Annotated in this window: 11 protein-coding genes; 4 read left to right on the top strand and 7 right to left on the bottom strand. The window is 61.5% G+C overall.

Going from position 1 to position 12,918, the window contains the following annotated elements; genetic code table 11:
- Positions 1-3 precede the first annotated feature (3 nt).
- The 4 genes from Q0X62_RS00460 to Q0X62_RS00445 all read right to left on the bottom strand — a co-directional run bounded on the left by Q0X62_RS00460 (position 4) and on the right by Q0X62_RS00445 (position 2,914).
- The gene (locus Q0X62_RS00460) at positions 4-333 is read right to left on the bottom strand and encodes an Hpt domain-containing protein (RefSeq protein ID WP_297730445.1); all 330 of its coding nucleotides are present in this window, start codon (positions 331-333) and stop codon (positions 4-6) included.
- Positions 334-496: 163 nt separating this feature from the next.
- Positions 497-1,540 carry a LacI family DNA-binding transcriptional regulator gene (locus tag Q0X62_RS00455; protein ID WP_297730441.1) on the bottom strand — a complete coding sequence of 348 codons (1,044 nt, stop codon included), beginning with the start codon at positions 1,538-1,540 and terminating at the stop codon, positions 497-499.
- A gap of 121 nt (positions 1,541-1,661) precedes the next feature.
- Positions 1,662-2,333 (bottom strand): ChrR family anti-sigma-E factor, encoded by a 672-nt coding sequence (locus Q0X62_RS00450; protein WP_297730439.1) that lies wholly within the window; start codon positions 2,331-2,333, stop codon positions 1,662-1,664.
- Complete coding sequence (locus Q0X62_RS00445) at positions 2,330-2,914, bottom strand: sigma-70 family RNA polymerase sigma factor (protein WP_297730437.1); 585 nt, start codon at positions 2,912-2,914, stop codon at positions 2,330-2,332. The genes Q0X62_RS00450 and Q0X62_RS00445 overlap by 4 nt, the downstream gene beginning before the upstream one ends.
- Positions 2,915-2,981: 67 nt before the next feature.
- Between Q0X62_RS00445 and Q0X62_RS00440 the strand changes: the two genes are divergently transcribed.
- From Q0X62_RS00440 to Q0X62_RS00425, 4 genes are all read left to right on the top strand, one after another.
- Positions 2,982-4,484: an FAD-dependent oxidoreductase gene (locus Q0X62_RS00440; RefSeq protein ID WP_297730435.1), complete on the top strand. Its 1,503-nt coding sequence runs from the start codon at positions 2,982-2,984 to the stop codon at positions 4,482-4,484.
- Positions 4,481-5,257 carry a DUF1365 domain-containing protein gene (locus Q0X62_RS00435; protein ID WP_297730434.1) on the top strand — a complete coding sequence of 259 codons (777 nt, stop codon included), beginning with the start codon at positions 4,481-4,483 and terminating at the stop codon, positions 5,255-5,257. The genes Q0X62_RS00440 and Q0X62_RS00435 overlap by 4 nt, the downstream gene beginning before the upstream one ends.
- Positions 5,257-6,498: a cyclopropane-fatty-acyl-phospholipid synthase family protein gene (locus Q0X62_RS00430; RefSeq protein ID WP_297730432.1), complete on the top strand. Its 1,242-nt coding sequence runs from the start codon at positions 5,257-5,259 to the stop codon at positions 6,496-6,498. The genes Q0X62_RS00435 and Q0X62_RS00430 overlap by 1 nt, the downstream gene beginning before the upstream one ends.
- 154 nt (positions 6,499-6,652) lie before the next feature.
- Positions 6,653-8,797, top strand: coding sequence for an EAL domain-containing protein (locus Q0X62_RS00425; RefSeq protein ID WP_297730430.1), 2,145 nt, complete (start codon positions 6,653-6,655; stop codon positions 8,795-8,797).
- A 21-nt stretch (positions 8,798-8,818) separates the two neighbouring features.
- On the opposite strand, the gene Q0X62_RS00420 is transcribed toward Q0X62_RS00425, so the two are convergent.
- The 3 genes from Q0X62_RS00420 to Q0X62_RS00410 all read right to left on the bottom strand — a co-directional run bounded on the left by Q0X62_RS00420 (position 8,819) and on the right by Q0X62_RS00410 (position 12,902).
- The gene (locus tag Q0X62_RS00420; protein ID WP_297730428.1) at positions 8,819-10,342 is read right to left on the bottom strand and encodes an MFS transporter; all 1,524 of its coding nucleotides are present in this window, start codon (positions 10,340-10,342) and stop codon (positions 8,819-8,821) included.
- Positions 10,343-10,468: 126 nt separating this feature from the next.
- A complete protein-coding gene (locus Q0X62_RS00415; RefSeq protein WP_297730426.1) occupies positions 10,469-11,503 on the bottom strand; it encodes a LacI family DNA-binding transcriptional regulator in 1,035 nt (344 codons plus the stop codon).
- A gap of 49 nt (positions 11,504-11,552) precedes the next feature.
- A complete protein-coding gene (locus tag Q0X62_RS00410) occupies positions 11,553-12,902 on the bottom strand; it encodes an MFS transporter (protein ID WP_297730424.1) in 1,350 nt (449 codons plus the stop codon).
- Between the last annotated feature and the right edge of the window lie 16 nt (positions 12,903-12,918).

The following is a 12,918-nucleotide window of genomic DNA, read 5'->3' as shown; positions in this document are numbered from 1 at the left end:
GTTTCAAGGGGTCACTTCCAAGCGAGCGATCGACCGATCAACAACCTCGTTCAAGACCTCACCCGGATCACCTGCATCACGCTCCAACTCTGCCGCAATCTGCGTGAGTTGCGCCAGACCAATGTTTGAGGCCGCCCCTTTCAGGGCGTGCGCGGCGGCCTTGGCCGCCTCCACATCAGAGTCGGCAATGGCCTCCTGATAGGCATTTGAAAGCGCACGCAAATCATCAACAAACTGGCCTCGCATTCCAACAAATGCGTCCAGTCCAACCGCATCGACCAATGCCTGAATGATGCGGAGATCAATTTCCGGTTGGCTGCGCCAATTGCTCACAAGCCTCTCCCCAATTCCCAGACGCGCGGCGAAATCCTTCGCGACACGCCACAATGGACCGTACGCCTTGCCGTCCGCTGCTCAAGGTTCTCTGGCAGCTTTCTCGAGGCAATCTCTGTCAATCCGGGGCCGCACGGCGCCGTTTACAGCAGGTGATGTGAAGCTAGGGAGCGCGTGGAGCGGAAGAGTCCCGAATAACAATCTCGGAGCGGATCTCGCGACGTGCATCCGCGTCGGGGTCGCCATTGAGATGACTGGCCAGCAGCTCGATTGCAGCGCTTGCCATGTCGGAAATCGGCTGCCGGACAGTGGTCAGTTGCGGCCAGATCGCGGTGGCGGTCTGGGTATCGTCGAAACCCACCACCGTCAGTTCCCGAGGCACGTCGAGCGCGTGCTTATGGGCCAGTGCGATCACGGCCACCGCCATGTCATCATTGGATGCGAAGATCGCGGTCGGTCGATCTGCGAGCGACAACAGACGGTCCGCCGCCTCAAGCCCGGACTTGTAGGTGAAGGCACCGGGGGCGATCAGCTCCGCGTCATTGTCCACGCCGTGCGCAGCGAGGCCTTCGAGAAAACCCGCATAGCGTTCACGACTGGCGCCATGTTCTTCAGGACCCAGCACAAATCCAATTCGACTATGGCCCAACTCGACCAGATACTCGGTCATCCGGCGCGAGGCCGCTCGGTCATCGGTGAGCACACATGGCGCGCGATCCAGATCTGTGTCCGGTGCTATTCGAACGTGCGGAATGCCCGCCTTCTCTACCGCATCCATGACATCCACATTGTCGCAAACCGGCGGCGGCATGATGATGCCGTCGAAATTCGAGGTCCGGAGCATGGCTGCGATCTCGGCCGCCCAGTCATCGCCAGCGGTACCGCAACTCTCGAGCACCAGGTGATACCCCGACGCGCGACAGCGATTCAGTGCCCCGATCAGCAACTCACTGATATAGCCGGCGCTCGGATTGTCGTAGAGCAGGCCGATAAAATAGGCATTGGCCCGCGCGAGATTTCGCGCAGACAGGTTTGGCCTGTAGTTGAGCTCGACGATGGCCGCCTGGACACGTTCGCGCGTGGCGGGCCGCACATTCGGCTCGGCATTGAGAACGCGCGAAACTGTCATCGCCGACACGCCGGCCGCGCTCGCCACATCCTTGATCGTCGCGCCGGACTGCTTGTTCGCCCGTGTCTTCACACTCATGCTGGCCGCCACCCCGGAACCTGACGAAATCACGTGATCCGGCATGGTAGCGCAAACGCCGCGCGCCCGCACCCGCCTTCGTCACTCGTCCGGGAAACCTGTGTTGGTGCGGTTGCCCGGCTTAGAGACCGGTAAAGACCTGAAATGCCCGAAGAAGCGGATTGTCGAACCGCAGCTTGCCGCAGGTCAGCGCCAGACAGACGCAGACGCCAGATGGATCGATTCGGATATCGTGCTCGATATCAGGATGCGCCTCTTCCACATCGCCGCGCCGATACTCCTGCTCGCCATCCCAGAAACTGCCCTTCAGGACGAGGGTCAGCTCCGAGCCATTATGGCCGTGATGCGGAATGGAGACGCCAGGCTCTGCCTTCAACAGCCAGAGACGCTCGTCTGCATCGCCGCGCCACAGCACAGCCTTGCGCAGACCCGGGCCGAGAAACTCCCATTTCACCTTCACACCGGTTCGCGCCAGATAGGCGGCGAGCGCCGGCGGAATGTCGACATCCGACAGAGCGTCCGGAGGCGCCGGCAGGGCAGACTCAGCAACTGCCCCTTCGGTCGCATCAGCGAGGTCGAGAAGATCGTCGGCGCTGAACGGCAGGGCCTCGCCGATCGGCAATTGCTCGAGAAGGGAGCCGCCGATCTGGTCGAGGCGGGCCAAACGAGCCTCGGCGTCATCATTGAGTTCGATGTGGGAGCGAACAAGCACGTCCTCGGCCTCGCTCGCCAGAGCGCCGGCGGCGTAGTCGAGATACCAAGTGTCGTCCAGCACATGACCGCGTTGGGTCATACCAAGTCTCCAAGTGTCGTTTTCAGCTTGCCCATGGCAAGCCGTATTCGTGATTTTACCGTGCCGAGCGGCAAGTCGAGCCGATCGGCGATTTCGCTGTGGGACAAGCCTTCAGTAAAGGCCATGTCGATGACCTGACGCTGGTCAGGTGAGAGGGTTTCGAGCGCCGCTCCGACACTCTGCGCGGACTCAGACATCTCACACAAATCGTCCGCCGCCGGCGCCGGTTCCGGTTGCAGGGACGGATCGGTTTCGTCCATCTGCTCGGCCCGTTTGGCCTTGCGGAACTGGTCGATGTGCTGGTTGCGCGCGATTGTGTAGATCCAGGTCGAGGCGCCGGCTTTGGCGGGATCGAAACTGGCCGCCCGGCGCCAGACCGATAGCATCACGTCCTGGGTGATATCTTCCGCCTGCGCCTTCGGCACGCGCCGCTGCAACAGGAATGACCGGATGCGCGGCGCGAAATGATCGAACAACGCCCGGAAAGCTTGACGGTCGCGCGCCTGCCCGACCCGAACAAGCAGGTTGGACATTGTTCGGCTGTCGACCGCAGCACTCGGCCGCTCAGTCAGGTCCGTCATGAACCTCTTTCCCGGGTCGGAAGCCCGGGGATCGGCCGGGCGGGCAAATGTCTGGACAGCAGCGTACATGTTTCCGCTTACGAAGACAGGGCCGGACCGGATCACTCCTCAGTCCCATCCACCGGCGATGACCGCGCGCGTCAAGCGTGTGATCCGCTCTGCCCAAGCCTGCGTAACTCCTTACCAGAATGATTTTGAAGCCTTGCACGAGACCCCTATGACCCAGATTCCCAAACGCCGCATCGCGGTCATAGGCTCCGGCATTTCAGGACTCGCCGCCGCCTGGCGACTTTCGCAGACCGACAATGTGACTCTCCTTGAAGCGGCCGACCGTCTCGGAGGACATGCGAATACCGCGCAGATCGAGCTTGAGGGACAGTCTTTCGGCGTCGACACTGGCTTCATCGTCTATAATCCGCGGAACTATCCCAATTTCGTCAGCCTGATGGACCAGTTGGGAGTCGAGACGGCCGAGAGCGACATGTCCTTCGCGGCGTCGATCGGCAATGGCGGTTTCGAATACTCGTCCAATCCAAGCGGACTCTTTGCCCAGCGGCGCAATCTCGTGCGTCCGCGCATGTGGCGCATGATCGCGGACATTCTCCGTCTGAACCAGCATGCCCGAGACAGCCGGAGCACCGACACCAGCCTGACCCTCGACGAATTCCTAAAGGAAAAGGGCTATTCCCGCGCCTTCCGCGAAGATCACATCCTGCCCATGTGTGCTGCGATCTGGTCGTCTCCCGTCGACCAGATGCGTGGCTTTCCGGCCGGAAGTTTCTTTCGCTTTTTCCTCAATCACGGCCTTCTGCAGCTGACGGACCGCCCGCAATGGCGGACGATTGCAGGTGGCAGCCAAGCCTATGTGGAAGCGCTGGCTGAGGCGATTGACGGGAAAATCCGTGTTGGAACACCTGTTCATGGCCTGCAGCGATCAGATCAGGGCGTCACGGTGTCGCTCGCTGATGGCACCCGGGAGGTCTATGACGATGTTGTCCTGGCCTGTCATTCGGACCAGGCGCTCAAACTCGTCTCGGATGCGGACCATGAAGAGAGAACGCTGCTCTCCGCGATCCGCTACCGGCCGAACACAGCTGTCCTCCATACCGACACTCGCCTGATGCCCCGCCGGCGCTCGGCCTGGGCGAGCTGGAATTATCTGGAGCGGCGCCACGGCGACACCAATGAGATCAGCCTGACCTACTGGATGAACCGGCTGCAGCCCCTGCCCGTGAAAACGCCGGTGTTTGTCACCCTCAACCCCCAGACCGAGCCGGACCCGGGCACGGTGCTGCGCGTCGATTCCTATGAGCATCCGATCTTCGACCAGGCCGCCATATCGGCGCAATCCGCCATCGGGCAGATCCAGGGACGCGGTGGCGTCTGGTATTGCGGCGCGTGGCTGGGTTCGGGCTTTCACGAGGACGGCCTGCAGTCCGGCCTCATTGTGGCGGATAGCTTGGGCGCGACATCACGCCCGTGGTCCCATTCGGACATGAATGCGCGCATCGCCTGGCCCGGCCATACGACCCCGGCGACAAGCGACGCCTTGCCCATCGCTGCCGAATGACCCCTCGCCCCGCCTCACTCCTGATTGGCCAGGTCGGCCATACGCGGCGAAGGCCGCGCCATCACAGCCTGCGCTACCGCGTTGCGTCCGTGCTGGTGGATATCGACGGGCCCGAAATGCCGCGCTCCCATCGCCTCGGCTTCGGGTTCAATCGCGCCGCACTGGTGAGCCTGCAAACACGAGATCATGGCGGCGCGGATCTGGACTTGCGCGACTGGGTCGAGACCCGGCTTCGCGACGCCGGTGTGTCAGGCCCCTTCGGTCGGATCCAGCTTCTGGCCGCGCCGCGCGTGCTCGGCCTCGCTTTCAATCCGGTCTCCGTGTTCTTCGCCCATGCCCCCGACGGCACGCTGATCGGCCTGATCTTCGAAGTCAGCAATTTCCACAGCGGGCGCTGCGCCTATGCCTTCCCGGTGGGGCCCATGACCGACGCCGACGGATTGGTCCGCTTGCGAACGGAAAAACGCTTCTTTGTCTCGCCCTTCAATCCGGTTGCCGGGACCTATCATTTCCGCATCAGCCTCGAGGGCGATCGGTACCGCCTCGGTATCCAGCTGGAGCGCGACGGCGAGGTTGTGCTCAGCGCGGCCCACACCGCGCGACTGGAAGATCTCGAGCCCGCCCGATTGCGCGCCGCCGCCTGGCTCGTCGCAACCAATACGGCGCGGATTTTTTTTGGTATCCTGTGGGAGGCGCTGAAATTGCGCCTCAAGGGGCTGGCGCTATTCGCCCCCCGCCGCGGAACCATTGACACCATGCCGGGGAGGCATTGATGGACGCGTACAGTAACCATTCGACGACGGGAACGACCCGTCCGTCCCGCTTGCAAGCCTTCGCCGCGCGACGGATCACGCGTGCGCTCGATGGGTTGACGTCTGCACGCCTGCGCATCGAGCTGCCCGGCGGCTACCGGTTTGCGGTCGGCCCGGACCAGGCAAGCATGGTCGCCGACTGGACAATCCACCGCTGGAACGCCTTGCTGCGCATTGCCGCCAGCGGGGTGCTGGGATTTTCCGAAGGCTATGTGAATGATGAGTGGAAAACCTCTGACCTGCCCGCCCTCCTGACAGCGCTCGCGACAGAGCTGGACAAGGTGGACGCGGCCCATGGCCGAGGCGGCCCAAGCCGTCTTCTGGCGCGTCTCCAGCACTGGATGAACGCCAATACCCGCCGCGGCAGCCGCCGCAACATCTCGTTTCACTACGATCTCGGCAATGCCTTCTACGAGCAATGGCTTGATGAGAGCATGACCTATTCCGCAGCCCTTTTCGAAAGCGAGGACGACACGCTGGCACAGGCCCAGGCCCGCAAATACCGGCGGATCTGCGAGAGCCTGAACCTCAAACCAGGTGACCGTGTTCTGGAGATCGGCTGTGGCTGGGGCGGGTTTGCCGAAGTCGCAATCCGGGATTTCGGCTGTCATGTCACCGGGCTGACCCTGTCGCGCGAGCAATTGGACTATGCCCGGTCACGCTTGGAGTCAGCGGGGCTAGGCGACAAGGCCGATCTGCGACTGCAGGACTATCGCGATGTCTCCGAACGATTCGATGCTGTCGCCTCGATCGAAATGTTTGAAGCGGTCGGCGAGGCACATTGGCCGGTCTACTTCAAGCAGGTCCATCACTGCCTCCAGCCGGGTGGCCGAGCGGCCCTGCAGGTCATCACCATTCGCGAGCGGGATTTCGAGCGCTATCGCAATGCGGTCGACTTCATCCAGAAATACGTCTTTCCGGGCGGCATGCTGCCTCCGGCGCCACTTCTGGACACGCTCGCCGCCGAAGCCGGCCTCGTCGCCAAGGACACGAAGATGTTCGCGGATGGCTATGCCCGCACGCTGGCAATGTGGCATCGCGCCTATCGGGCAAGCTGGCCGGACATCGAACCCATGGGGTTTGACGCCCGCTTTGACAGGATTTGGCGTTTCTACCTCGCCTATTGCGAGGCTGGCTTCCGCACCGGCCGCATTGATGTCGGTCAATTCGTCTATTCCAAACCCGAACTCGAAGCCGGCTGAGCTTGCGGCCCCGACTCCCCCGCGTGCATGAAAAATGACGTTATCCCGGGGGGTAATGTCGAGAATTTGAATCAAATCATAATCCGGCGCTGACCGGACCTTTACCTCTTTACGCCATCGTCCGCCTTTCCAAGAAGACCAACAGGTGGACTGGATGGGACGGACACTCGACAGCACTTTAGGGCGCTACATCAATGTGGCGACGCTCGTGAGTCTGATTGCCTCCGTTTTGACGATCTATTTCTTTGTCGGCGCCCTGAATCGCAATGCCGTGCAGAATGACCGTCAATTACTGAGCGCGGGCATCGAAGCGGCGTCTCGCCAGAATGAGACCTGGGTCGCTGACTATGGCTGGTGGGGAGAGTTGCTCACGCTGTGGAATGAGCGCGAGAAATCCGTCCTTTCGGAAAGCCTTGCCTCGTCTTTTTCGGACCATACTGCGTTCGATTTTGTTTCCATCGTAGGCGTGGACGACGCACGAAGCATGGCGTGGCATCGGGAGTCCGGTCAGCAGCTTCGGACCGACGTGCTCAACCATGAACAGGTTTCGGACCTGCGTGCCGACCTGGCCGCCGGCTACAATACCGAACGCTACATTTCGACTCACTACCTGAAGATCCGGGGTCAGCTCTATATGGCCTCGATCACGGTTCTCGGCGAGTATGACGATCGCGCAACCATGACCAATCCGACGGTTGATCCTGTGATCATCATCGGAACCGCCATTGATCAGAATTTCCTGACCGAGCTCGAGGAAGTTTTCCTCGTCTCGAATGTCTCGCTCCATCAGGGCGCTTTGCCGCGCGCCAATGCCGGCCTGGAGATCATGGATGATGAGGGGCACTCGCTCGGCTGGCTCGGCTGGCAAGCCTCCCGCCCGGGCATCGAGACTCTGCGGCTCGCATTCCTGCCGCTGCTCGCCTACATCATCGCCTTCTTCATTTGCGCGCAACTGATCGCCTTCAAGGCCCGCACGCTCGCGCGTCACGCGGCGAGCAACGAAAAGCGCGCCATCATCGCGGCCGGCACCGACAATCTCAGCGGCCTGCCGAACCGGCTCGGCTTTACCAGCTTCATCGAAAGCAAAGCAGCGACCCGGGCCGCAGAGGATGGCGAAGCTGCGGTGATCTATATCGACCTCAACGGCTTCAAGGCCGTCAACGACAAGGCCGGACACCGCGCCGGTGATGATGTCATCCGGCGCGTGGCTCACCGCTTCCGCGGTGCCGTCGATGCCGACATCCATATCGCTCGCGTCGGCGGCGACGAGTTTGCCTGTGCCCTGGTCGGCGCGGAGGATGCCCGTGAGGCCCTCAACATTGCACGCAGCTTGTCGGAAAGCCTCGCGCGGCCGTTCGAAATCGACGGTCGCCCGTTCGAGATTGGTGCCGCGATCGGCATCGCCCATTCCGATGAAGGGGCGCCGAAGACCTTCAACCAGCTTATTCATGACGCCGACCTGGCCATGTATCGCGCCAAAGCCGATCAGCTCGACAAACCGCTTGTCTTCAATGCCAGCCTCGGCCTTGAGGCCGATGCCCGCCGCGCGCTCGAAGCCGATATCGAGGCCGGGCTGGACCGCGATGAATTCTTCGTCGTCTACCAGCCGATCGCGCGCGCCTGTGACGGCAGCACAGCCTCGGTCGAGGCGCTCCTGCGTTGGGAGCATCCGACCCGTGGTGCAGTGCCTCCGGACGTCTTTATTCCGGTCGCCGAAGATTCCAAACTGATCCGCCGCCTCGGAGATTTTGTGGTTGAGTCCGTTTGTCGCGAAATAGGGCCGAAAGCGCCTCACAGTGTCTCGATCAACCTGTCTCCGGCCCAGCTCAATGATGGTCGCCTGTGTGAACGATATCTGCGCGAACTAACGTCACACGGCATGAGACCTGACCAGATCGAGTTCGAGCTGACGGAAGCCGTCCTGGTTGATGATTTCGAACAGGCAAAGAGCCGTTTGCTGGAGCTTCATGAAGCAGGCTTCACGGTCAATCTCGATGACTTCGGTACAGGCTTCGCCTCCATGGGCTATTTGCACATGCTGCCCTTCTCGAAGATCAAGATCGACAAGACCTTTGTGCAATCCATTGGCCGCGGCGAAGGCCCCAACAAGATGTTGCAGGCGCTGGCCCTGCTGGGCGATGCCCTGTCACTGGACATGGTGGCAGAAGGTGTCGAAACCGAGGGCCAGGCTGCCATGCTGCGCCTGCTCGGCTTCGAGTATCTGCAAGGCTGGCATTTCGGCTACCCGCTACGGTCCGACCAGCTCAAAATTCGCAATTCAGGTGAACGGGCAGCCTGACACTGCCCAACACGCCGCCCCCTATTTAGTTGCCTGCTCCGCAGCCACCGCGCGCGCCTTCCGCTCAATCCGCTTGGCCAGTCCGGCATGCAATCGGGCGTGGCGGCTTGGTGTAAGCGGGTACCCCCAGATCAGCGGGACAGACAGGGCGTAGAGGGCGATCGGACCCAGGCAGTAGACCAGTCGCAAGGACAGCACGCCAATATCGGTCGACGCGTCTACGCCGCCGGATGCATGATAGCCCAGCAAGCCGACAATGTTCAAAGCCACGCCGGTAAAGATGGCGGCAGCCAGCTTCTCCGACAGGCCAAGCACGGCGAAATAGGTCCCGGCGCGGCGGCCGCCCGAGCGGACGCTGTCGATATCCACCACATCGGCCAGCATCGCCAGCGGCAGGAATTGCAGGCCGCCGAAGGCAAAGCCCTTGAGCAGGAAGAGGCAGAAAAAGGCGAAGTAATCACCCCGGCCCAGCAGAAGGTTGCAGGCACTGACCACACTGACGAAACCGAGCGTGACCATGAAGGCCCGATGCTTGCCAATGGTTCGGCCCAGCCAGAGCCAGAACGGGATCGCGGCAATGCCGGAGATGAAATAAAGAAAATAGGCGGCGCCGATCGTCGGGATCCCGATAATGTCGCGGATAAAGAAGAGCGAAACCGCATTGCGGAGGCTTTCACCGGCGATCACCAGGAAGGCGATGATCAGCACGCGCCGCATCGGGCCATTGCGCCAGAGGTGGCGAAAGCCCTCGATCATGGGGACACGTTCACGCGGTGCGGGCGGCGGCTCCTTGACGGTCGTGATGATCAAGGTGGAAAGCAGCGGAACCGCGATGATGATGGCAATGGCGAGGCCCATCAGGACCGGCCCGGTCAGGGCCGCCCGACTGGTCGGCGTGCGCGTCATCAGCTCGCCGGTGAAAGCGCCGGTTATATCCCGCCAGATCGCCACGAAAATCTCGGTCACCGCGCCACCATCCGCGAATATCTCGATCACCATCGGTACAGCGGCGGCCATCAGAAGACCGGTCAGATAGTAGAACTCCCGCGCCGCGGTTACCTGGCTGCGCACATGATAATTCCCGGATAGCTCAGCCCCCCAGGCGCGAAAGGGAATCTGGATCATGGTGGCGCTGGCGAAAAACAGTGTCAGCCAAAGCAGGAAATAGAGAATTCCGGCCCCGTCATGAGGCACAAAAAGAAACCAGGTTGAGACCATCAGCGCCGGCGCACCCAACGCGATATAGGGCTTGCGACGTCCGAACCGCGTGCGCCCCCGGTCCGAAATCTCACCCATCAACGGATCGGTAAAGACATCGGTGAAACGGGCCACCATGATGATCAGGCCAATCACCGAGAGGGATAAACCGAGTTGGCCGGCATAGTGCGCGGGCAGCCAGATCGCCAGCGGATAGCCATAGACCGCCAGCGGCAAGGCGAGGGATCCATGAAGGAAGATTGTTGAGCGCTTGACAGGCGGCTCCCCACCGGAGTCTGACGCCACAGCTGGCGACGCGGCCGGATCGGCCGTCACGTCTGCACTCATAATTTACCTCCCAGTACCGCCGACCATATTTGTATTGTTAGCGTGTCGAGCTCTTTTCCAAGTTTGAGTATGCCGGGGGGCCGGTGTCAAATTAAACAGAAAGAAGAGTGCAGCAGCGCGGCGGCGTCAGGCTCGACGGAGCGGTCCGGTCGACTCGCGGTAGATGATTTCATAGTCGAGATACTCGTTCGGAGCGTCCATTTGCGTCGGGTCGGACTGTGTCGCCGCATCAATCAGCTGCCGCGTCGCCTCATTCCCCATCGTCAAGAGCGGCTGCCTCACGGTTGTCAGGGATGGCCACATTTTCTCGGCAATCTCTGAATCGTCAAAGCCGACAACCGACACGTCGTCGGGTACGTCGAGTCGCAACCGGTGAGCCGCCATAAGGACGCCGGCAGCCATGTCATCATTGGCCGCAAAGACCGCCGTCGGCCGGTCGGTCATGGCAAACAGGGCATCGCCAGCCTCCAATCCGGCAGAGAAGTCGAAATCCCCCGGTCGCACCAGGCGCTCATCCAGGGCTATTCCGGCCTGGTCAAGCGCATCCCTGTAACCTGCATAGCGCTCATGCGTGGCGTTCTGGTCCTCCTTGCCGCGCACAAAGGCGATCCGGCGATGACCCAATTCGATCAGATGCGCGGTCAGTTCACGCGCGGCCTCGCGCTCATTGATTTTGACGCTGATACGCGCGTCGGGCAGGTTATTGGGACCCACACGCGCGATCGGCATGTCGAAACGCTCGAGCACGTGATAGAGGCGCTCATCATTGGACAAGGGCGGCACGAGGATCAGGCCATCCGGCTTGGAAGCCTCGACCAGGCGCTCGAACCGTGTGACCAGGTCGGCCTCCGGCATGTCGCGCAAGTCCTCCATCAAGGACACCATGAGTTGATAGCCACGCTCCTGGCAGGTCTGCACTGCGCCGAACTGGATGGCGTTCACATAAGCTGAACGATGCGAGTGGCTGACCATATGGATCGCGTAGGACCGTCGGGAGCGCAGCGCCCGCGCTGTGCTGGACGGAACATAGCCCACTTCCTTTGCCGCGGCGCGGACACGCTCGCGCAGTCCTTCCTTGACGTGCGGCTCATTGTTCAGGACCCGTGATACGGTCTTGATGGAGACGCCCGCCTTCTCGGCAACGTCGATCATTCTCGCCATGGCAGCACCTCCCCCGAAGCCCGCAACGATCTCAACTGATCCTGCTCCATCATTCCCGCCCGCCCATCTGCCCGACAATTCGGGCATGGAGGCGACGATTCAGCGGCAACTTTAGAATGAGCAGCACCGACAAAGCCAGCAACAGGGATGGCATCAGGAAAATGTGAAATCGAATACCTTCGGCTGTGGCTGCACTTTGGGTCGCCGCATCAATGTCATACCCGACCTCGGACAACATGAAACCGACAAACAGGCCCATCAGCCCGCCCGAGAGTTTCTGGACCAGCAGCACGGAACCGAACACCGCGCCTTCATTGCGTTCGCCGGTCTTCCATTGCCCGTATTCGACCGTATCGGGAACAAAGGACCAGACCAGAACACCGAAAGCACCAAAAGCCGCTCCATAGCCGATGATCTGGAGCGGCACGCCAGCGATAACGCGTGCTCCGGCAATTGCGAGATCAAGCCCGCAAACAATCGCCAGGCCGCAGGCCAGCACCCAGCCGGCCTTCTTGCCAAATCGGCGGATGAAGAGCGTCCAGACCGGAATTGAGGCCAGCGTCGCGCTGGCATAGGCGGTCATCACGACTTCCTTGCGGGCGAAGACCGGGGCGTTGACCTCGATAAAGAAGGTGAGCGGAATGAGCAGGCTGGCAACAGCCCCGGACTGCAAGAAGATCATGCAAAGCAGGATTGCCAAGGCGCGATTGTCCCGGATGGCTGGAATGAAGCGCCATAGGCCAGGAGGCGGGTCATCGGAACATCGTCCGGGCAGGGGCTGTTCCCGCGTTCCCGCAAAGCAAAGGGCCAGCGCCATGGTTGCAATCACGGCCCCAATAAGCGCCGCCGCCTGAAAACCGGGTGCTGCCGTGTCATCGCCGCCAAACGTTCGCACGAGCGGAAACCAAAGGCCGGAGACGGTCAGCAGCCCGGCAAAGGCAAAGAACATCCGTACGCCGGAAAATGTGGTCCGCTCGACGCTGTCATAGCTGAGCCGCGAGGCGAGTGCCGAATAGGGGACAGCGACGATCGTGTAGACAGTTCGAAAAAGGATGTGAGCCAGGGTCAGGGCGGCAATGAGCGCCACCCCCTCCAGGGGCGGGATCCAGAACAGGACGCAAAAACTCACGCCCAGCGCCACGCCACCAAAAAGAATGTGCGGCCGATAGGTCCCGAAGCGCGACCGTGTTCGTGCCGACAGACTGGCAACGACGGCATCGGTCACCGCATCCCAAGCCATGCCTACGAAATATATTCCGCCCGCCACGGTCGGACTCAGCCCGACGACTTCGGCGTACCAGAACATCAGGACGAGCGAGAGCGCGTTCCAATAGATATTCAGTCCGAAATCACCGACGCCATAGCCAGCATAGCGCCCAATACCTGTCGTCGCCGCCAAAACCCCTCGCCTTCCG

Source organism: uncultured Maricaulis sp. (genome assembly GCF_947259345.1).
Taxonomy (GTDB): Bacteria; Pseudomonadota; Alphaproteobacteria; order Caulobacterales; family Maricaulaceae; genus Maricaulis.
This window is presented reverse-complemented; position numbering and strand designations above follow the sequence as displayed.

What these genes read in the sequence shown, in the direction of transcription:
- Q0X62_RS00425 (WP_297730430.1), top strand. Translation starts at nt 6,653, where the DNA reads ATGGGACGGACACTCGACAGCACTTTAGGGCGCTACATCAATGTGGCG.
- Q0X62_RS00455 (WP_297730441.1), bottom strand. Translation starts at nt 1,540, where the DNA reads ATGAGTGTGAAGACACGGGCGAACAAGCAGTCCGGCGCGACGATCAAG.
- Q0X62_RS00450 (WP_297730439.1), bottom strand. Translation starts at nt 2,333, where the DNA reads ATGACCCAACGCGGTCATGTGCTGGACGACACTTGGTATCTCGACTAC.
- Q0X62_RS00430 (WP_297730432.1), top strand. Translation starts at nt 5,257, where the DNA reads ATGGACGCGTACAGTAACCATTCGACGACGGGAACGACCCGTCCGTCC.
- Q0X62_RS00435 (WP_297730434.1), top strand. Translation starts at nt 4,481, where the DNA reads ATGACCCCTCGCCCCGCCTCACTCCTGATTGGCCAGGTCGGCCATACG.
- Q0X62_RS00415 (WP_297730426.1), bottom strand. Translation starts at nt 11,503, where the DNA reads ATGGCGAGAATGATCGACGTTGCCGAGAAGGCGGGCGTCTCCATCAAG.
- Q0X62_RS00420 (WP_297730428.1), bottom strand. Translation starts at nt 10,342, where the DNA reads ATGAGTGCAGACGTGACGGCCGATCCGGCCGCGTCGCCAGCTGTGGCG.
- Q0X62_RS00440 (WP_297730435.1), top strand. Translation starts at nt 2,982, where the DNA reads ATGTTTCCGCTTACGAAGACAGGGCCGGACCGGATCACTCCTCAGTCC.
- Q0X62_RS00445 (WP_297730437.1), bottom strand. Translation starts at nt 2,914, where the DNA reads ATGACGGACCTGACTGAGCGGCCGAGTGCTGCGGTCGACAGCCGAACA.